This window comes from Kosakonia oryzae (assembly GCF_001658025.2).
GTDB classification, from domain to species: domain Bacteria; phylum Pseudomonadota; class Gammaproteobacteria; order Enterobacterales; family Enterobacteriaceae; genus Kosakonia; species Kosakonia oryzae.
In genome coordinates, this window is sequence record NZ_CP014007.2 from 1,301,432 (window position 1) to 1,320,723 (window position 19,292).

Sequence of the window (19,292 nt, forward strand, 5' to 3'; positions counted from 1 at the left end):
GGCGACGTTGGCTCCAACAGTTGCATCACATACAGGAGCAATGTCTTCATGTTATACTCCGGCAAATTTCTGTAATGCGTCGCCCTGGCGGCCAACCGTATCACCTCAGGCGAGAGACAATGTTTGATAATTTAACCGATCGTTTGTCGCGCACGCTGCGCAATATCAGTGGCCGTGGACGCCTCACCGAAGACAACATCAAAGATACCCTGCGCGAAGTGCGTATGGCGCTGCTGGAAGCGGACGTTGCGCTGCCGGTAGTGCGTGACTTTATCAACCGCGTAAAAGAGAAAGCGGTTGGGCATGAAGTTAACAAAAGCCTGACGCCGGGCCAGGAATTCGTCAAAATCGTCCGTAACGAACTGGTTGCGGCGATGGGGGAAGAGAACCAGAGCCTGAACCTCGCCGCGCAACCGCCGGCGGTAGTGCTGATGGCGGGTTTGCAGGGTGCTGGTAAAACCACCAGCGTCGGTAAGCTCGGTAAGTTCCTGCGCGAAAAGCACAAGAAGAAAGTACTGGTCGTTTCTGCGGACGTTTATCGCCCGGCGGCGATCAAACAGCTGGAAACGTTGGCGCAGCAGGTTGAAGTCGATTTCTTCCCGTCTGACGTCGCGCAAAAGCCGGTCGATATCGTTAACGCGGCGCTGAAAGAAGCGAAGCTGAAATTCTACGACGTGCTGCTGGTGGATACCGCCGGTCGTCTGCACGTTGATGAAGCGATGATGGACGAAATCAAACTGGTTCATGCCGCGATTAATCCGGTGGAAACGCTGTTTGTTGTCGATGCTATGACCGGTCAGGATGCGGCGAACACAGCGAAAGCCTTTAATGAAGCGCTGCCGCTTACCGGCGTCGTGCTGACCAAAGTGGACGGCGACGCCCGCGGCGGTGCGGCGTTGTCGATTCGTCACATCACCGGCAAACCGATTAAGTTCCTCGGCGTCGGCGAGAAAACCGAAGCGCTGGAGCCGTTCCATCCGGATCGTATTGCCTCGCGCATTCTCGGTATGGGCGATGTGTTGTCGCTGATTGAAGATATCGAGAGCAAGGTCGATCGTGCGCAGGCCGAGAAGCTGGCGAACAAGCTGAAAAAAGGCGACGGCTTCGATCTGACCGATTTCCTTGAACAACTGCGCCAGATGAAAAACATGGGCGGTATGGCAAGCCTGATGGGCAAGCTGCCGGGTATGGGGCAGATCCCGGACAACGTCAAAGCGCAAATGGATGACAAAGTGCTGGTGCGGATGGAAGCGATCATTAACTCGATGACGCTGAAAGAGCGCGCCAACCCGGACATCATCAAAGGCTCCCGTAAACGCCGCATCGCAGCAGGCTGCGGTATGCAGGTGCAGGATGTGAACCGTCTGCTTAAACAGTTCGACGACATGCAGCGCATGATGAAGAAGATGAAGAAAGGCGGGATGGCGAAGATGATGCGCGGGATGAAGGGGATGATGCCGCCAGGCTTCCCTGGGCGCTAATAAACGGCCTGGCTTGTTTGCCATTTTTGCATCGGGGGTGCTTGTCACCCTCACGTACTGCGTGTAAAACAAGGATATAAGGCTATCTTGTTTGCCATTTTCGCTCCGGTGGCTCGACAAAACACGAACGTGTTTTGAACGCCCTTTAGGGCGGCCCCGGAGGGCGAGCGGAGCGAGTAAATGCTCACGTACTCTGTGTACGCTCCGCTTGCTGCGCACACGCCGAAACTAAACTGGCTGCACCGATATACGCCTTATTCTCCTTGTTTATTTATCCTGATTGCAATTTCCCCAAAAATCAGTAAAATTTTCGGGCTTTTAATATGACGCCGGGCTCCGTTCCTCGATGGGGCCTGGTGTTTTATTCACACAAGAGGATGTTATGGTAACTATTCGTTTAGCACGTCACGGCGCTAAAAAGCGTCCGTTCTATCAGGTTGTTGTGACTGACAGCCGTAATGCACGCAACGGTCGCTTCATCGAGCGCGTTGGCTTCTTCAACCCGATCGCTTCCGAGAAAGAAGAAGGCACCCGCCTGGATCTGGATCGCATTCAGCACTGGGTTGGCCAGGGCGCTACCGTTTCCGATCGCGTTTCCGCGCTGATCAAAGAAGCACAGAAAGCAGCTTAATCTGTCACGGTGGTCATGATGAGCAAGCAACAAACCGCAGCGGTCCCCGCTGAGCCAATTATTGTCGGCAAACTGGGGTCTTCTTACGGAATTCGTGGTTGGCTCAGAGTGTTTTCCTCCACCGAAGACGCCGAAAGCATTTTTGACTATCAGCCCTGGTTTATCCAGAAGGCGGGTCAGTGGCAGGGCATTGAGCTGGAAAGCTGGCGCTACCACAATCAGGACATCATCATCAAACTGAAAGGTGTTGATGACAGAGATGCAGCGAATTTGCTGACGAATTGCGAAATCGTCGTGGATTCCTCGCAGTTGCCGGAACTGGAAGAGGGTGATTACTACTGGAAAGACCTGATGGGCTGCCAGGTAGTGACTACTGAAGGTTACAGCCTCGGTAAAGTCGTCGATATGATGGAAACCGGGTCTAATGACGTTCTCGTCATCAAGGCAAACCTGAAAGATGCATTTGGTATCAAGGAGCGGTTGGTTCCGTTCCTCGATGGGCAGGTTATCAAGAAAGTCGATCTCGCTACTCAAACCATTGAAGTAGATTGGGATCCTGGTTTTTAAACCTCCGGATATACGGTAAAAGACGGCGCTATGTGGATTGGCATAATTAGCCTGTTTCCTGAAATGTTCCGCGCGATTACCGACTACGGGGTAACTGGCCGGGCAGTAAAAAATGGCCTGCTGAGCATCCAGAGCTGGAGTCCGCGTGATTTCGCTCATGACCGGCACCGTACCGTGGACGATCGTCCTTACGGCGGCGGACCGGGGATGTTAATGATGGTGAACCCGTTGCGGGACGCCATTCATGCAGCAAAAGCCGCGGCGGGCGAAGGCGCCAAAGTGATTTATCTGTCGCCTCAGGGACGCAAGCTTGATCAAGCGGGCGTTAGCGAGCTGGCTACCAATCAGAAGTTGATTCTGGTGTGTGGTCGCTACGAAGGGATAGATGAGCGCGTAATTCAAACCGAGATTGACGAAGAATGGTCTATCGGCGATTACGTTCTCAGCGGTGGTGAGCTACCAGCAATGACGCTGATTGACTCGGTTTCCCGGTTTATTCCAGGGGTACTGGGGCACGAAGCATCGGCAACGGAAGATTCCTTTGCTGACGGGTTGCTGGATTGTCCACACTACACCCGACCTGAAGTGTTAGAAGGGATGGAAGTACCGGCGGTATTACTGTCGGGGAACCATGCCGAGATACGTCGCTGGCGTTTGAAGCAGTCGCTGGGCCGTACCTGGCTTAGAAGACCTGAACTTCTGGAAAACCTGGCTCTGACTGAAGAGCAAGCAAGGTTGCTGGCGGAGTTCCAACGAGAGCACGCACAACAGCAACACAAACATGATGGGCTGGTGTAACACACCCCCCGAATATCAGTTTACCCAGGATAAGAGATTAAATTATGAGCAACATTATTAAGCAACTTGAACAAGAGCAGATGAAGCAGGACGTACCTTCCTTCCGTCCGGGTGATACCGTGGAAGTGAAAGTATGGGTTGTTGAAGGTTCCAAAAAACGTCTGCAGGCATTCGAGGGCGTGGTTATCGCTATTCGTAACCGCGGTCTGCACTCTGCATTCACTGTTCGTAAAATTTCCAACGGCGAAGGCGTTGAGCGTGTCTTCCAGACTCACTCTCCGGTAGTTGACAGCATTGCTGTTAAACGTCGTGGTGCTGTACGTAAAGCTAAACTGTACTACCTGCGTGAGCGTACCGGTAAAGCTGCTCGTATTAAAGAGCGTCTTAACTGATAAAACGCACGCGCTACATCCAAAGCGTGTTATAGAACAAGGGGTTAGCGTAATGCTAACCCCTTTTTTATTGGCGATGGCGGCAGAATGGCGGCAGCGGATCGCCGTGGCGACAGGCAAAAAAAAGCCTGCTGGCGCAGGCTGAAGAGGAAGCAGTTATCGTGTTGAATGGGGAGCGGCTTCTGTCACTGGCGGGCGGACAATGTAACGCGCCAGCGACTCGTGGGTGACAAATGTGCAGCCACACTGGATATTCTGACACTGATGGTAGCGCTCTTTGGTTTCGGAACTCAGGTAGCGGCTTGAGCGCGCATGCGCCGCTTGCTGGCATACCGGGCAATGCATCATGGTGGGTTCTCCCTCGTTAACATGCTGCAATAATAAACTTATAACTTGCAAATGCAAACTGTAAATCGCATTTGCTATTCATTCTGCACATCATATTGTCCCTCCTTGATTTTGACTTCCAAATCAAGCTTGCTGACAAATCCATTGTTATCCAGGCTGTGCGTCACTTTTTTAATCGTCCATGGCGTATCGTCAATGACCGTCTTAAAGCCAGAGACTCGCACCGGCGTTTCCGGGGTGATGTCGGTACGTCCCCGCGCCAGCGTGAGGGAAAAGGTGGCCGTATTGCGCTGAATGTAACTCCACAGCCCATCAGCAGCCCTTATCGCTTCCTCTTTGCTGGCATAGACGGTCGATATGCCATAGACGTTATCGGCACTCCCGGCAACGTAAACCGGCTTTTCGCTTTGCTCTGCCGCGGGTGTCACCGCCTGGGGATGCCCTGTACTGGCTGGGGTTTGCGTAGTGGTTTTTCGTTGTAACTGCACTTTTTGCGTCTGGTTTTTGGGCTTTTTGGTATCAAGCCAGCGCGCCGTCACGCCGGTGTAGCTTGAGCGGTCGGCAATATTAAAACTGTGTTTATCACCGTCGCTGCGCTGAATGACGACCTGCGGGAACGCTTCGCCCTTTGCATTCAATCCCCGGCCAGGTTTAATCAGCATCAGTTTGTTCCATTTCACCGTCAGTTCGGCGCCGTTACGCACCGCCAGGCGGTGCAGGAAACTGGCGTCCGATTCCATCGATTGGTCGATATGCGCAATCTTTATTCCCTCCAGTGATTCGGCAACGCTGGCTTCCAGCCCGCAGCGTTTAGCAATCTCCTCGACAATGGCGCCCAGCGTGGTGTCATGCCACGACTGCTCATGCTCCTTGTTGAGTTTGCCGTTGAAATCCGCACTGCGTCCGATCACCGTCACCTTATCCGGCGCACCATCATGCTTAACCTGATCGATAACAAACTCACCCAGCCCGGCCAGCGCATAGCCCTTTTCGCCGATAAACACGCGGATTTTTGTTTTGCGCTGCGGCAACTGAATATCGCCATCGGCGTCACTCAGCACCAGGGTCAGTGTATCAGCGGTGAAACCACGGTTATCTTCGATCGTCAGGCTGATAAGCCGGGGGGCGATATTTTCGGTGATATCTTTATCATCCAGCATCAATAAATAAGCAGGGCTGCTGACCTGCGCCAGCCCATTGGTCAGCGCATCGATCATAAGTCGATCCCCAGCGTTTTTCTTGCCCCGGAATAGAGTGCTTCGCCCTGCTGGCGAATATCGCCGAACATGGCGGCCAGTGACTCATCCACCCGTTTTAAGCTCAGAGTGAAGGAAATTTTGCGCGGCGAACCGTCGCTGTAGTACTCGGAGCCGTTGTCCTTCAGGCTTTCGATAGCAAACATGCCGTAAATGGTTCCCGTTCCGTCAATCAACGGCCACGCTTTCCCCTGTTCGGCCATCGTGCGCACGACATCGAGCGACCGCGGGCCGCCGGTCAGCTCCGGATAGAGTTCACCGCCAAGAGCGATGGTCTCTTCGCCCGGGCCAAGGTACTGAAATGCCGCGCGTTTACCGACGCGGCTATTGGAGGCCCAGTTATATCCGGCCGTGCGGTTCATGGTGGTATAGGGCAGTGTCTGCCGCATAAATACAAAAAGTCCCAGCGCCAGCATCATGGTGCATAACCTCCTAACGCGTTGAATTGCGAGAGCGCATTGTCGCGCTTATTGTTTTCGTACTGTTCGAGCAGCTCCATCAGGTGGCGGCTGTTATCGCTGCCCGGTGAAACATCGCCCTGTAGCGTCACGTTGATATCCGTTCTGCTCTGGTCAACGTAGGAACCACCGCCAGCCGGTTTCGCTGCCTGATAATTGTTAAAGCCAGGCATTGCGCTGGTTGGCTGAATGTAGCTCTGGCTGCCGCTGGCATCTGTCGGCGGTTTCGGTACCTCGAGCACCGGTTTTTTGTCGATAATCCCGAGTTTTTCCAGTACCCAATTCAAGCCGCTGCCCAATATTTTTACGCTCTCAATCACCAGCGCGATGGAGCCAGAAAGCATCTGACCGAAATAGAAACCCGCTTTTGCGCATTGGTTCAGCGTTTCCTGGCTGGCCTGAACGGGGGTAATCAGATCGCTGAAGAGTTGTTTGATGTTCTGCAAGCTGGTGCTGATGAAATCAAACAGCGGTTGCAGCGGCGCAAATAGCCCGGCGAGCGGGGCGAACGCGGCGCTAATCCCGGCCATTACACCACTAAAGAAAGCGCTGATTGGCTGCCACCAGGTGTAAATGGCCAGCGCGGCGGCGGCCACAATGGCAATCACGCCGACAATCGGCAGCGTGAGCGAACCGAGCACCGCCATAATCCCGCCGCAGACGGTGGTAAAGACGCTGCCAAAAGTGGTCGCAATGGTGATCAGCGTGCTGATGCCGGTAAAGACCGGCGCGATAACGCCCGCCACGGTGCCAATCGCCCCGGCGACGCCGACCACGACAGTGGCAATCATGCCGAAGGTTTGCACCAACCCCTGGTTGTTCTGCACCCACTGTTGCAGTTGCCCCAGATAAACCGTTGCGGTTTGCACCAGCTGGCGCAGGGAGGATTCTTGCGTAGTGAAAATATCCACGCTCAGTGACTGATAAGCACTTTGCAGCGCCTGTAAATCGCTACCGAGATTGCCCGCCTGCGCACTTACCGCACTTGCCGGGTTACTCACTCCGCTTTCAGGCTGTGCCGGTGCGCTATTTTTCAGCGATTGCTCATAGCCCGGCTGCAACAGTTTTTTGCCGATGTTGAAGCCGGAAGTGGCGACGGACATCCCGGTTTTGCCCACCGCAGAGACTTTCCCGGCGATGCCCTGAATCGTTTGCTGGCCCGCCTGGATTTTTTCCGCGCGTTTTTGCCGGTTCTCCTGCTTCAGCGCCTGCTGCTGCGTAACGAGCTGCGCGCGATGTTCGTTGATTTGGCTTTGCAGTTGCAGTTTCGCCGCCGTCGGCGCGTTTGGTTCGATACCTGCGCGTAGCAGCGCTAACCGGTGGTCGATCACCGCTCCGCGTGCCGTTTCGTGCTGTTGCGAAAGCGCGGTTGCGCGCTCCTGCGTGAAAGTAAGAATACTGGCGTGGCTGCGCGTCGGCGGGCCTTGCTCCGTCAGCTTTTGCGCGCGCAACTGCACGGTTTGCAGGCGCAGACTGAGCGCCGAAAGGGATTTTTCGGCCTGCGTTAAACCTTCAACCTGGGCGAGCTGGCTGTACAACCCGCTCAGGTTTTTCTCCGTCTCTTTGATACCCGCAGCAAGCGAAACATTCGCCGTTTGCAGGTTTTTAAACGGGCGCGTCGCCTGGTCAACAGCCGTGAGCAGTGCGTCAATATTTGTGCTGTTACTCATGTGTGTTTCCGCTTCGCTGAAGCGCCTTTTCGCGCCATGTGATGAGTTCGGTCAGACTCAGGGGGTAGAGTTCTGATGGCGGCCAGTGAAAAATCACCGCGATATCCGCCATCAAATCGTCAACCGACAGGTTGGCCGGAAAACTTACTGTGCCGAAACCGGCGACAAAAAACCGACCACCTTGCCTGCCAGCGCGACCATATCCGCCAGGTCCAGCGCCGCCACTTCCTGTTCGGTCAGAGAAGGCGAGGTGATACGCGGCAGCACTTTAATCAGCGCATCCACTTCAGCATTCGCCACTGCCGCCAGGCTCAGACCGCGCAGGGTGCCGGCATTCGGTTTCATCAGGGTAACGGCGTTGATAAGCTGTTCGCCGCGTTTGATCGGCGTTTCCAGGGTAACGACGTTATCAGTTTCGTTGCTCATAAAATCCTCGTGATTGCATTAGCGAAGGGAAGTCCCGGCCAGCCAGGCTGACCGGGCAGGGGTTACAGGCCGATATTGCGGCGGTGCTGTTCGAGACGATCGACGCCGTTCACTTTTTCGATCATGTTGATGGTGTCGATTTCCACCAGTTCCTTGCCGTCCATCGTCAGTTTGAAATAAGTACAGACGACAGAGATTTTGGACTCGGTGTCTTCGCCCGGCTTGTTCTCGCCGGTGTCGATCTCTTTCTGACGACCGCGCATCACTACTTCAACGGCGACCGTTTCGCCGGTGTCATCGCGTTGGTAGGAACCGGCAAAGCGGATTGGCACCGCATCGGCGCTGGTTGCGCCATACAGTTCCCAGATAGCCTCATCCGGGAAGCCGCCCAGCGACCACTCCATTGCCATGGCGTCGTCATCAAGACCCATATCAATCGGCGCGATACCGTTCATGCCTGCGCCACGGTAGTTCTCCAGCTTGCGGGTCAGTTTCGGCAGCGTGATGGATTTTGCGATCCCCTGATAGCTGTAGCCATTGAGGAACACGTTCATATATTTCAGTTTTCGCGGCATTGCCATTTATCAGGCTCCTTAATTGCTGTTGACCGAGGAGACCAGATTCGCCAGATATTTATCGGTGATGCGCTGGCGTAAGGTCAGGTTTTCCAGTGGCGGCACCGGCGTATAGTCGTAATCGATATACAGTTTCCCGGCTTTCAGGGTCTCGGCGTCATTAGCGCTCTCGTCGAACCAGCAGGTGGCGTCAACGATGTAACCGTTGCTTTTCAGTTCGCGGAACTTAGCGTTGATACCGTCGATGATGTCGCGGATAAGCGTCGCGGTGATCGGTTTGTCGACCGCCCACATATGCGCGTCTGCCATGGTGTCGGCGATAACCTGCGCAGTGCGGGTGTAGTTTTCAAACAGGAACAGCGGATCGTCGGAGCAGGTACGGTTGCCCCAGAAGCGGAAACCATCTTTGCGAATCAGCGTTGTCACACCCGCTTCGTTCAGCAGATCGGCATCGGTACCGGATTCCTGCAAATCCCAGAAGACCGGGGTGCTGATGCCGGTGACACCATTCACGCCAACGTTGGACAGCGTTTTGTGCCAGCCAACGGACTGGTCGATATACGCACGCAGGCCAAGTGCGCGGGCGGTAGCGTAGGCGGTTGCCGTCGAGTTTGCCACGGTATCCCAGGCGAGGAAATCGGGCCAAATCACCATCAGCTCGCGCTGGCTGAAGTTCTCGCGATACTTGATGGCATCGGAAATGGTTTTGCAGCCCCAGGCGCTGACATAACCGAAGGCGCGCAGCTTCTGGCAGACTGGCGCCAGCGCGGTGGCGACTTCCTGCGTGTCATAACCCGGCACGCCCAGAATACGCGGTTTCACGCCGGTGACGGCTTCGGCGGTCAGCAGCGCTTTCAGGCCGGTGTATTTGCCGTTTTCGTCGGTGGTGCCGATGATGTTGGAAATCGTCTGCGCCTGCGCATCATCGCCGCTGCCTTCAGCGACACGCACAACGACGATAACCGGTTTCGCCTGGTCGGCAATGGCTTGCAGCGAAGAGGCCAGCGTACCTTTGGTGCCTGCTTTGGCGATGGCGCTTTGCACGCTGGTGACAAGCACCGGTTCATTCAGTGGAAAGGTTGCCGCATCGGCATCGCTGGCAGTACATACCATGCCGACAATGGCGGTTGAGACAGTGGAAATGACGCGCGTGCCGTCGTTGATTTCGACGACCTGAACGCCATGATGATAGTCACTCATCCGTTTAACTCCGTGGTGTTGGGGTGAGTGCTATTCTCCAGGCCGCAGCGGCGCAGCGCTATTTATCGGGGTTGGGGCGAGGATGAAACAACAGCGGGCGGCAAAAAAACGGGCCGTAGCCCGTTGAATTATGCGGGTTGAGTGGGCCAGGTGATGTTGGGCGCACTGGAGAGGTCAATGGCGTTTATGGCATCGATATAATCCAGAACCTGATCGAGCCGGTTTTTTTCTTCGTCATTCAGCGTCCTGCCCGCCTGCAACTTAAGCTGGATAACGCTGATTGATGACATTGCCGTATCGATATGTTGTTGACGAAGCGCCTGCGCATCCTGAACTGCGGCTACCTGTTGTGCTTCGGCGTCCGTAATCCATGCGCTTCCATTCCACCTGTCATAGGGCGTTGTGGGCGCGGTGGCAACAAATCCGTCTTTAAGCGGGCCGATATAATCGACCGTTGAAGCGCTAAGATCGACCGTGGAATAGGCGGTTTCCCCGCGATGATCTTCTTGCTGCTCCCACGAACTTCCCGTGAAAATAGCCACACATCCCTCAGCAACGGTACCGGGAGCAATGTCTGTTGAACCGGCGGGCAGACCAACGCCGATCGCTAAAAACTCTTCGCTGGAACCGGTAAATTCGCCGGTTTGCGCAGAAAAGCCGTAAACCGTGATGTTTCCTGCTGTGGTGGCGATTTTTGCTTTATCCAATACTGCTGATGTCATTATGCAGCCCTCACAATGTAGTTAAAGGCGATGTTGCGCGGACGAGTTTCATTACCACCCGTAGATTGCGTATTAAAAGTCACCGTCCCGCCTGCTGTTCCTGCGCCACTACTCAAATAACCGCTACTATCATCCGTAGCAGATGTGTCAACGCTTACTGCATGTGAGTGACTTTGAATACTTCCGGTCTGAGTGCTGCCAATACTTCGGCCAGAATCAACGCCTCTCCCATCATCCCAGCCGCGAATAAATTCCCCTCGTAAATCGGGTAATACAAGGTTTGGATAAGCCACAGCCAGCTTCGGGTATTGCGCTGCGGTGAACGCCGCGCCGTTACATTTCAGCCAGCCTGCCGGCGGTGTCGCCGATGACCAGGGAATGGGCACGCCAACCGGCAATGCCGAACCGTCACCCAGGTTCAGCGCTGATATTGCTGCTTTAACAAAAGCGGTGGTGGCCAGTTGCGTATCGTTTGCCGTTTGCGCTGCAGTGGGGGCTTTGGGTGTTCCGGTCAGTGTGGGGCTGGCAATCGGCGCATACTGCGTGTGCGGGTTGCTGGCTGCAATATGCTGGCTCAGCAGAGCATCAGAATAGGCTTTTACCTCGATAACCTTGTCATCGACATACTTGCGTGTCGCCAGCACCACTGACGGATCAATTTTTAGTGTGATGGCTGAGGTAGAAGAAACAATCAGCGCCATACGAATCGTCTGCGTGCGTCCGCTACCTTCACCTAACAGCGGTTTGTAGGTTTCCGGGCAGTTGGCGACGGCAATCAGTACACCCTCGTCGTCAAAAAGACCCAGCTCGCGGATCCAGTATCCCCCTTCGTTTTCCGGGATTACCTGCTCGGCAATAATTTGATTGGCATCCTCGGCATCGACAGTCAGTGTGTTTACTGCGCCGATGCGTTTCTGATTAACCAACTGGATTTGTGCCGGGTCTGGCGTGGGCAGGCTGCCGTTGCCATCGCCAACGGCCATTTGCGTAATATGGATTTGGGTGCCCAGCGCGGTGGCATTCGCCAGCTTCGCCGCGCCCTGATTGGTCAGGATGGCAAAATATTTTACAGTCATGCGTTCACTCTCAGGTTATCGATTGAGTAAACGGTATTGTCCGGGGCGCAGTGGGGCGGGGCCTATCAGTTAGGGTTGGTTGCCGGGCGATACAACCCTGAGGAGAATGGCCTGCTGGCGGGCAGGCCTGTGGGGGAACAGTAGGTCGGGTAAGCGCAGCGCCAACCCGACAAAAAACGGGCCGCGGCCCGTTGCTCTTATTGTGGCTGTTCAGGCCAGCGGATATCAGGTGCGCTTGTGGTATCGACAGCCTGCACGACCTTGATGTACTCCAGCCATTTCACCAGGCTGGCTTTGTCGTCGTCGCTAATAATGCCGAGTTGCAGCTCGGTCTGCCATACGCTGATACTCTCTTTCGCCTCTTTCAACCGCTGCGTTTTGCTCTGTTCAGCGCTGGTTACCAGTGATGCCTGCTGTGCAGCGCTATCAGTAACCCATTTGCTGCCGTCCCACTTATCAAACCTGGTCGCTGGTGCCGATGGGGTGATATCAGTTGGATAATCACCCAGAGTCTTCATCTGAGAGGCTTCACCGCTTTGCAGGTTGTATACCGTTTCACCTCGATGATCGACCACGTACTCCCATCCGCTGTTATCCGTTTTACGGCATACAGCAAACCCCGTTTTTGCCGCAGAGGGAGCGTCGACGGCTGAATTCGCCGGAATACCGACCCCCACAGCCAGATACTCCACAGAAGGCGCCAGATATTCGCGGGTATCGCCTGTAAAGTTATAAACGGTTAGCTCCCCGGCGGTCGCGGCAATCAGATTCTGATTTAGTGTTGCTTGAGACATTATTGAGCCCTCACGATGAAGTTAAATGCGACGTTGTGCGGGCGTGTTTCTCCTCCGCCAGTATATTCGGTATAGCTTGAAAAGGAGAACAACCCGCCCCCGGTGGTTAAATTGGCGAGAGCGCCAACACCGCTTTCGCTGTAGTCGGTCAGGAAGCGATTCCTTGATGGGTTTTTTACCGGCGTATGGTTATGGTTTTTAAAATCATCCAGTTGCACGCTTAGTAGTGCCCTGCCAGCGTCAAGGTTTCGCCCATCATCCCAGCCGCGAATAAATTCCCCGCGCAGATCCGGCAGAACACCGGCCGGGTAGGCGGCTGCCAGCCGTGGATACTGGGTTTTATCAAAGGACGCGCCGTTGCATTTAAACCAGCCGCCAGGCGGAGTGGCTTGCGGCCAGGCGACGGGCGAACCCACCGGCAAAATGCCGTCGTAGTCAGCAATAACATCGCGCACATATTTGGTGTTGGCGATTTGCTGTCCGTAGTTGCCAATATGCGTATCCGGCACCGTCGGCGTGCCGATAAATACCGGGCTGGCCAGCGGTGCGTACTGGGCATGCGGGTTCGCGGCTTTAACATGGTTGTTCATCAGATCGTCGGCATATTGCCGCGTCGCCAGCACCACCGACGGGTCGATTTTCAACGTGACGGCAGCCGTTGATGAGACGGTGAGCACCATCCGAATGGTCTGCGTGCGTCCGCTCCCTTCCTGCATTTGTGGTTTGTATGTTTCCGGGCAGTTGGCGACCGCAATCAACACGCCTTCGTCATCATAGAGGCCAATTTCGCGGATCCAGAAACCGCCTTCCGTTTCCGGAATAACCTGCTCGGCAATAATCTGGCTACTGTTATTAGGATCGATCGACAGTCGGTTCAGCGGCGCAATACGCTGCTGGTTAATCAGTTTTGTTTGTGCCGGGTCTGGCATCGGTAGTACGCCGTTGGCATCGCCAACCGCCATCTGCGTGAGATTAAGTTTTGTGCCGAGCGACGCGGCGTTGGCCAGCCTCGCAGCGCCCTGATTGGTCAGAATGGCAAAATATTTGGCAGTCATGCGTTAACTCTCAGGTTGTTTGGTGAAGAATGAACGGTGACGCTATTTTCCGTTCAGTCACAGGCGAACACCATTAAGCGGCGTTGGTTACCTGCTGACACAACAAGCGTGATGAAAAAAACGGGCCGCAGCCCGTGGCAAGCTAACGAGGCGGTTAAAAACCGATCGCCAGAATGTCGATGCCGTTGCCCGCGCCGGTGTAGGAACGGATGGTGATGTTCTGTAAGGATCGGGCCACAACAAAGATGGGCACCGTGATATCGGTGAAGGGCGCTGAGCCTTCGGTATAGGTGACTTGCGTATTCAGGCAGGCGTTCGGAAAGGCTATTGGCCATGTGAAGACGGAGTTCTCACCGTTGTTCACACTGGTCGCTACCCTCATCCATTGAATAATCAGCGCCTGTTTACCGCCATTCAAGATACCCGGGATCTGAAAATAACCGGCGGTGGCCAGCAGGCCACTTGCGGTTCCTGCCTGCACAAGGGAACTCAGCCCAAGATTGCTCTGCACGCTGCTGACAAGCCCGGCATTCGCCATCTCTTTCAACGCATTGGCTATAAGAGGGTATTGCGCATGCGGATTGCCCGCTGCGACATGTTGGCCCATCAGGGTGTCTGCATAGGTGCGTACCTCAATCGCTTTATCATCGACATACTTACGCGTCGCCAGCACCACTGCCGGGTCGATTTTCAGCGTCACAGCGGCGGTTGATGAGACAGTGATCACCATGCGAATCGTCTGCGTGCGGCCGCTCCCTTCCTGCATCAATGGCTTGTAAGTTTCCGGGCAGTTGGCAACGGCAATCAGTACACCTTCATCGTCGTAGAGACCAAGTTCGCGGATCCAGTAACCCCCTTCGTTCTCGGGGATGATCTGTTCGGCAATAATCTGGCTGCTGTTGGTCGGATCGATCGACAGGGCATTTAGCGGTGCAATTCGCTTTTGATTCACCAGCCGGGTTTGCGTCGCGTCGGGTGTCGGCAATACACCGTTGCCGTCGCCGATGGCGATTTGCGTCAGATTGAGCGAGGTGCCGATAGCGGCGGCATTCGCCAGCCTTGCGGCACCCTGATTGGTCAGAATGGCAAAATATTTGACAGTCATGTGTATGCTCTCTGGTTGTTGAAGGGGGAATGAACGGCGGGGCTATTTTCCGTTCAGCCACAGGCAGACGCTAATCAGCGGCGTTGTCGGCCTGCTGATACAACGAGAGAGATAAAACAAAACGGGCCGCAGCCCGTTTCAGCAATATGGCGGGTTACGAAATATAAACATCATCGATAAGATGGATGGCAGATGCGGGGTAATACTCGCCGCCGACCACAATCTCTTCCGGCATGTAAGGATAAACCGTCAGCTCTTCACCAAGGTAACAACCGGCACCAACATAAAACTCGCCGCTGGTGCTAAGGCTAATGTTCAGCTCCGACAGATGGCGGCTCGCCGGTTTGGCATCGTTGATCAGCCGCTCCAGCTCCTGGTACATCTGCTCAGTAATGCCATTCTCCTGCACGCCAATCACCAGCCGGAACGTGCCGGGTTCGGCGTTCTCCTGCCACCATTCACGTAGCTCAATCAGGTAACCGAGCGGTTCAACAACGCGTCGTAATGAGCTAATGGTTCCCTTGTGTTGATGAACAAAAAAAGCGGAGGCGATAATTTTACGTTTGGTGGCCTCGGGCCAGCTGTAATCCCAGCGATCGACGGAGAGCGCCCACGCCAGGTAAGGCAGCAGCTCTGCCGGGCAGGTTTGTGGATCCCATAATGTGCGCAGCGGCACCGGTACGCGTTCGATTTGTGCCGCTGCCTCTGCCGTTGCCACCTCCAGAACCGAGGAGCCAACGGGCAACAGGCGGTCATCACTCATCGGTGCCTCCTGTATTAATGCTCCAGGCGGTGCAGTACGAGGCCTGATTTTTCTCCAGCACCAGATCGCTTTGCGGCGCGTTCAGCTCCACGCGTTGTACACCTTCGACGTGCAGCGCAGCGTAAATGGCTGACTGGCGGATATCGCGGCCCAGCCGGCGCTGTGCGGTGATATAGGCTTTGAGTTGCTGTTCGGCGGCCTGACGGATCGGCTCCGATTCCGGCCCCGGGTAAAAATAGAGCGTAGCGTCAATCTGGTAGGGCACAATTTCCGCGCTTTGTACCGTTACGCGGTCGCCAACCGGGCGGACATCTTCTGCGTTCAGCGCCTTTTCAACGATGGCAATCAGTTCGTCGCTGGCACTGCCGTCGCCTTCGCGTGAGAGCACAGAGATGGTGATATATGCCGGGTTCGGGCTGATCACGGAGATATCGGCAACCCGCCCATCGGCGCTGCGGCCGTGGTATTCATAAGCGCCTTCTGGTCCGGCTACGCTTAAACCTTCAAAGGCCTGCTGCGCACGGAGTCGCAGGTCTTTATCAGACTCCATCACCGCAGCCGTCGGCGGGATGGTGCTGTCATCGGCAGGGGTGATCACCAGCCGCGCGGTATTGCTGTTAGCGGCAATCACATCAAGATCGTTACCGGCGGCGTACGCCAGCATCACCGCGCGGGCGGCTTCATTGACGCGCTGGCGCCACAGCACTTCGCGGTACGCGTTCTCTTCAAGAAACTTGGTCAGCGGCTCGGACTCCAGCGCCAGCGTACGGGCGATGGCTGCCTGCTCGTCGGCAGGAAACAGGGAAATGAGCGTCGCCTTGCGCTCGGCAAGAAGACCCTCGTAATCAAGTTCCTCAACCACATTGGGCGCGGGCAACTGGCTCAGATCGATAATCGGCATGGTTTTAACTCACTGGAAGGGTTAACGAAAGGGATTCGCCGGTGCTGGCGAGCTGGCCGGTCAGATTGACAATCATCGTGCCGTCGAACTGCCGTTCGGTTGTCACCGCGCTCAACGTGATGCGCGGTTCCCATTTCAGCAGCGCCATATAGCAGGCGGCCTGAATTTGCAGCGCCAGCGCCGGGGTTTGCGGCTGGTCGATCATCTCAAACAGCAGTGAGCCGTAATCGCGGCGCATGACCCGTGAGCCAACAGGCGTGCGCAGAATATCGCTGATGCTCTGGCGGATATGTTCGGTGTCGGTCAGGCGCTGGCCGGTGGTGCGGTCAAAGCCGCTGTATTGCACTGTCATAGAGGCGCTCCTGTGGTACCGCCGCTGTCGCCGGGGTGTTGATGGGTATGCAGAACTTTGCCGTTAGAGGACAACGAACCGCCGCTGTGCGAGATATTGCCGCTCATCGTGCCGCCTTTTTGCACCTCCAGCGTGCTGGTGATGAGCTTGTTGGTACAGACCACTTCCGGGGTATCAAGCGTGATGCGGGTGGAGGCGACAACCTTCACTTCCGGCACGCTGACGGTTACGGATTGCGACGCGGTGATATCGGCGGTTTTAATGCCGCTGACTTTCAACGCGCTGTTTTGCGGTTCGTATTCGAACACCGCGCCATCGGGAAAGGCGACATGCCAGGCGTCCGCCGAAACGGAAGGCGCCGGGTTGTCGTCAGAAAAAATGCCCGGTAGCACAAAGGCGGTGTCGAGCTCGCCGCCGACCGCCAGCAGTAAAACCTGCTCGCCGACCGAGGGCGCCCACCACGTACGTGAATGTCCGGCGCGGTGGGTTAACCACTGCAACCACTGAGTAACGATGCCGCCTGTCTGCACTCGACAACGCCCGGAAGTCAGGTCGATATCGACGATAATCCCGGTACGGATCATATTGCGCAGCGCGCGGGCCATTTCCTGGAGCGAGAGTTGTGTGTTCATAGCGGAAATGATGCTATGCGGCCCCGGCTTTGAAAAACGGACAAGGCTGTCCGGCTTTTGGCACAACGCGGGGCGCATTAGCGGGCGTTATGAAGCCCAGCGGCTCACCAGTTCGCCGTTGATATAGAGCTCAACCGGGCGGGTAACCAGCGCTGGCGGCAGCGGCTCCGGCAGCGTCTCGGCGTGCAACGCGCCATCGACTTCCGTCACTTTAGTGCGCTCGGTCAATTGCAGGATAATCAACAGATCCTGCGTCCCGTCGCTGTTGGCCGTCAGCGACCAGCTAAAGCAGCCGCGCTGGCCCGCTTCGACGGTGAGAATATCCGGCTGGTTGTCGCGCAGCCAGGCCATGATCGGCACAAAAATCGTATCGATATCGCCGGAAAAAGCGCTGACGGCGACGTTAAGGTTGAACTGTTTTTCAAACGACAGCGAAGGGGCAAACGTGGCGGTATTGCTGCCTTTGTCCACCCACAGCCGCAGCGTATCGGGGTTGTTGTGCAGCGCCGGGACAGCATCAGTCAGGGCGTTGCGCAGCGTGTCGGGTTTTAGCATTTATCTCATCCTGGCAGTGTTTAACGGTTTCAACTTGCAGTGCGCAACTCTCCAGCGCGCGCTCAAGCTGACGGATATCGGCGCTTAAATCGCCGTTAGTTTGCGGATCGCTGCCCGGCATCGGACACAGGCTGACCTGCGGGCAGCGGTTGTAAACAGTGACCGGCAGAGGGGCAGGCGGGGCGCTGGTGCACCCGGCGCACAGCATCAGGCAACTGAGTGTTATACCAGCGGCGGAAGGCGTCATTTTCATGGAGTAACCTTGTGATGGTTTGTTCGCGGCGCACGGCCTGTTCGCTGGCGGCATTGAGTTGCTGACGCAGCGCCACCTGCGCCTGCTCGTTGTTGGCCGCCAGCGCATCAGCTGCCTCGCGCTGCGCTTTCAGTTGCGCGATGGTGTTGTTCTGCTCGTGCGTAAGCTGGGTGGATTGCGAAAGCGCGCTGCGCAGCGCGTGGTTTTGCTGCACCAGCCATACTACGCCCAGCACTGCGAGCAGCAGGGCAATCGACCGGACGGTCATTTCACCCCCTTCAGGCACCAGGCGCGTTCGCGTTCGCGGCGGTTTTCCAGCCCGCGATTGCGATCGCCGTTGATAAACACCCAGCGCGGTAACTGATCGCAGGCCTGTTGCCACTGTTTGTGGTTGATAAACCACACCAGCGTCGAACGGCAGGCGGCAGTGGTGCCGACGTTAAAGGCGAAACTGACTACCGCGTCGTAGACCTGTGATGGCATGGCAACCGGCGCGCAGACTGCCAGCCGTCGCTCAACGTGCAGGACATCGGCGACCAGATTCACCGCCGCCTCTTTTTCGCTGATATCCCGCGTTGGCGCGACGCCAGCGGTGTGGCCAATGCCGGATGTCCAGACGCCAGCGCTGCACTGGTACGGACGCAGACGACAGCCTTCCAGATCGGCAATCAGCGCCAGCCCCGGCTGCGAGGTATGCAGCAAACGGAAATCCGGCACCAGCATCGCCAGTGCCAGCACCGCCGCAGCGCTACAGCGTTTAACGGGTAAGCCCATTCATCACCTCCTGGCTCGTGGCGCAGGATTTCAGGAACAGATAGCTTTTGCGGCGGTAATACCAGTTCACGGCGACGGTGACGGCAACGCCCAGCGCGCCGAACCAGGCCGCGAAATCCTGCGGCGTCATCGCGCCGAAAAAGGTCAGCGCGACGCTTATCCAGTAGGCCAGCGACGAAGTGACTTTTTCGATAGTCAGGCCCATAGATTCACCGTTTCTGTCTGCGTCGGTGCCTGCACTTCCGGCAGGTTTACCGGAGTACCGTAAGGCAAAATCACGCCCAGATCGGCAAGGCCAGGATTGGCCGCCAGCACCGTTTCAACCACACCCTGGGTGTAGCCGTAATAGCGCAGGCAAAGGAGATCGAGCGTGTCGCCCTGTTGTGTGATTACATTCATCGTTTTCGCGTCTCTTACCGTCGGGAAGGATTTTTCCCACCGTTAAGTCTCCAGACCGGAGCGGGCGGACGCTATCTGTCGCCGCTGGCTGCACGCTGGCACAACAGGG

Annotated in this window: 28 protein-coding genes; 5 read left to right on the top strand and 23 right to left on the bottom strand. The window is 56.1% G+C overall.

Going from position 1 to position 19,292, the window contains the following annotated elements; all coding sequences use genetic code 11:
• Positions 1-119: 119 nt before the first annotated feature.
• The 5 genes from ffh (at position 120) to rplS (ending at position 3,869) form a co-directional block, all read left to right on the top strand.
• Positions 120-1,481 (top strand): signal recognition particle protein, encoded by a 1,362-nt coding sequence (ffh, locus tag AWR26_RS06325; protein WP_064564394.1) that lies wholly within the window; start codon positions 120-122, stop codon positions 1,479-1,481.
• A 382-nt stretch (positions 1,482-1,863) separates the two neighbouring features.
• On the top strand, positions 1,864-2,112 hold the full coding sequence (rpsP, locus tag AWR26_RS06330) for a 30S ribosomal protein S16 (protein ID WP_007370708.1): 249 nt from the start codon (positions 1,864-1,866) through the stop codon (positions 2,110-2,112).
• A gap of 18 nt (positions 2,113-2,130) precedes the next feature.
• A complete protein-coding gene (gene rimM, locus AWR26_RS06335) occupies positions 2,131-2,679 on the top strand; it encodes a ribosome maturation factor RimM (RefSeq protein WP_064564396.1) in 549 nt (182 codons plus the stop codon).
• Between the two features lie 30 nt (positions 2,680-2,709).
• Entirely contained in the window at positions 2,710-3,477 is a 768-nt protein-coding gene (gene trmD, locus AWR26_RS06340) for a tRNA (guanosine(37)-N1)-methyltransferase TrmD (RefSeq protein WP_007370710.1), read from the top strand.
• 44 nt (positions 3,478-3,521) lie between these two features.
• Complete coding sequence (gene rplS / locus AWR26_RS06345) at positions 3,522-3,869, top strand: 50S ribosomal protein L19 (protein WP_012134695.1); 348 nt, start codon at positions 3,522-3,524, stop codon at positions 3,867-3,869.
• A 156-nt stretch (positions 3,870-4,025) separates the two neighbouring features.
• On the opposite strand, the gene AWR26_RS06350 is transcribed toward rplS, so the two are convergent.
• The 23 genes from AWR26_RS06350 to AWR26_RS06455 all read right to left on the bottom strand — a co-directional run bounded on the left by AWR26_RS06350 (position 4,026) and on the right by AWR26_RS06455 (position 19,183).
• Entirely contained in the window at positions 4,026-4,217 is a 192-nt protein-coding gene (locus AWR26_RS06350) for an ogr/Delta-like zinc finger family protein (RefSeq protein WP_071892616.1), read from the bottom strand.
• 74 nt (positions 4,218-4,291) lie between these two features.
• A complete protein-coding gene (locus AWR26_RS06355) occupies positions 4,292-5,434 on the bottom strand; it encodes a phage late control D family protein (RefSeq protein WP_064564398.1) in 1,143 nt (380 codons plus the stop codon).
• A complete protein-coding gene (locus tag AWR26_RS06360; protein WP_064564400.1) occupies positions 5,431-5,892 on the bottom strand; it encodes a phage tail protein in 462 nt (153 codons plus the stop codon). Before AWR26_RS06360 ends, AWR26_RS06355 begins: the two co-directional genes overlap by 4 nt.
• Positions 5,889-7,601, bottom strand: coding sequence for a phage tail tape measure protein (locus tag AWR26_RS06365; protein ID WP_064564402.1), 1,713 nt, complete (start codon positions 7,599-7,601; stop codon positions 5,889-5,891). Before AWR26_RS06365 ends, AWR26_RS06360 begins: the two co-directional genes overlap by 4 nt.
• Positions 7,594-7,713, bottom strand: a complete 120-nt coding sequence (locus AWR26_RS06370) for a GpE family phage tail protein (RefSeq protein ID WP_071777697.1) — start codon at positions 7,711-7,713, stop codon at positions 7,594-7,596. The genes AWR26_RS06365 and AWR26_RS06370 overlap by 8 nt, the downstream gene beginning before the upstream one ends.
• Before the next feature lie 32 nt (positions 7,714-7,745).
• Entirely contained in the window at positions 7,746-8,027 is a 282-nt protein-coding gene (locus tag AWR26_RS06375; RefSeq protein ID WP_007370715.1) for a phage tail assembly protein, read from the bottom strand.
• Positions 8,028-8,089: 62 nt separating this feature from the next.
• Positions 8,090-8,608 (bottom strand): phage major tail tube protein, encoded by a 519-nt coding sequence (locus tag AWR26_RS06380; RefSeq protein WP_007370716.1) that lies wholly within the window; start codon positions 8,606-8,608, stop codon positions 8,090-8,092.
• A 12-nt stretch (positions 8,609-8,620) separates the two neighbouring features.
• Positions 8,621-9,802, bottom strand: a complete 1,182-nt coding sequence (locus tag AWR26_RS06385) for a phage tail sheath protein (RefSeq protein WP_064564404.1) — start codon at positions 9,800-9,802, stop codon at positions 8,621-8,623.
• A 128-nt stretch (positions 9,803-9,930) separates the two neighbouring features.
• Complete coding sequence (locus AWR26_RS06390) at positions 9,931-10,524, bottom strand: tail fiber assembly protein (protein WP_064564406.1); 594 nt, start codon at positions 10,522-10,524, stop codon at positions 9,931-9,933.
• Positions 10,524-11,600 carry a phage tail protein gene (locus AWR26_RS06395; protein ID WP_064564408.1) on the bottom strand — a complete coding sequence of 359 codons (1,077 nt, stop codon included), beginning with the start codon at positions 11,598-11,600 and terminating at the stop codon, positions 10,524-10,526. The genes AWR26_RS06390 and AWR26_RS06395 overlap by 1 nt, the downstream gene beginning before the upstream one ends.
• A 197-nt stretch (positions 11,601-11,797) precedes the next feature.
• A complete protein-coding gene (locus AWR26_RS06400; protein ID WP_064564410.1) occupies positions 11,798-12,394 on the bottom strand; it encodes a tail fiber assembly protein in 597 nt (198 codons plus the stop codon).
• Positions 12,394-13,449 (bottom strand): phage tail protein, encoded by a 1,056-nt coding sequence (locus AWR26_RS06405; RefSeq protein WP_064564412.1) that lies wholly within the window; start codon positions 13,447-13,449, stop codon positions 12,394-12,396. Before AWR26_RS06405 ends, AWR26_RS06400 begins: the two co-directional genes overlap by 1 nt.
• 154 nt (positions 13,450-13,603) lie before the next feature.
• Positions 13,604-14,554: a phage tail protein gene (locus AWR26_RS06410; RefSeq protein ID WP_064564414.1), complete on the bottom strand. Its 951-nt coding sequence runs from the start codon at positions 14,552-14,554 to the stop codon at positions 13,604-13,606.
• 154 nt (positions 14,555-14,708) lie between these two features.
• Positions 14,709-15,317 (bottom strand): phage tail protein I, encoded by a 609-nt coding sequence (locus AWR26_RS06415; protein ID WP_064564416.1) that lies wholly within the window; start codon positions 15,315-15,317, stop codon positions 14,709-14,711.
• Positions 15,310-16,218 carry a baseplate assembly protein gene (locus tag AWR26_RS06420; RefSeq protein ID WP_064564418.1) on the bottom strand — a complete coding sequence of 303 codons (909 nt, stop codon included), beginning with the start codon at positions 16,216-16,218 and terminating at the stop codon, positions 15,310-15,312. The genes AWR26_RS06415 and AWR26_RS06420 overlap by 8 nt, the downstream gene beginning before the upstream one ends.
• 4 nt (positions 16,219-16,222) lie before the next feature.
• Positions 16,223-16,570, bottom strand: a complete 348-nt coding sequence (locus tag AWR26_RS06425) for a GPW/gp25 family protein (protein WP_007370726.1) — start codon at positions 16,568-16,570, stop codon at positions 16,223-16,225.
• The gene (locus AWR26_RS06430) at positions 16,567-17,202 is read right to left on the bottom strand and encodes a phage baseplate assembly protein V (RefSeq protein WP_035888404.1); all 636 of its coding nucleotides are present in this window, start codon (positions 17,200-17,202) and stop codon (positions 16,567-16,569) included. The genes AWR26_RS06425 and AWR26_RS06430 overlap by 4 nt, the downstream gene beginning before the upstream one ends.
• Positions 17,203-17,289: 87 nt before the next feature.
• Entirely contained in the window at positions 17,290-17,757 is a 468-nt protein-coding gene (locus AWR26_RS06435) for a phage tail protein (RefSeq protein WP_064564420.1), read from the bottom strand.
• Positions 17,720-17,965 (bottom strand): Rz1-like lysis system protein LysC, encoded by a 246-nt coding sequence (gene lysC, locus AWR26_RS25695; RefSeq protein ID WP_235319108.1) that lies wholly within the window; start codon positions 17,963-17,965, stop codon positions 17,720-17,722. Before lysC ends, AWR26_RS06435 begins: the two co-directional genes overlap by 38 nt.
• Positions 17,853-18,278 (bottom strand): Rz-like lysis system protein LysB, encoded by a 426-nt coding sequence (lysB, locus tag AWR26_RS06440; RefSeq protein WP_064564422.1) that lies wholly within the window; start codon positions 18,276-18,278, stop codon positions 17,853-17,855. The genes lysC and lysB overlap by 113 nt, the downstream gene beginning before the upstream one ends.
• Positions 18,275-18,784, bottom strand: a complete 510-nt coding sequence (locus tag AWR26_RS06445; RefSeq protein ID WP_064564424.1) for a lysozyme — start codon at positions 18,782-18,784, stop codon at positions 18,275-18,277. Before AWR26_RS06445 ends, lysB begins: the two co-directional genes overlap by 4 nt.
• On the bottom strand, positions 18,768-18,989 hold the full coding sequence (locus AWR26_RS06450) for an HP1 family phage holin (protein WP_064564426.1): 222 nt from the start codon (positions 18,987-18,989) through the stop codon (positions 18,768-18,770). The genes AWR26_RS06445 and AWR26_RS06450 overlap by 17 nt, the downstream gene beginning before the upstream one ends.
• Positions 18,980-19,183, bottom strand: coding sequence for a tail protein X (locus tag AWR26_RS06455; protein ID WP_064564428.1), 204 nt, complete (start codon positions 19,181-19,183; stop codon positions 18,980-18,982). Before AWR26_RS06455 ends, AWR26_RS06450 begins: the two co-directional genes overlap by 10 nt.
• Between the last annotated feature and the right edge of the window lie 109 nt (positions 19,184-19,292).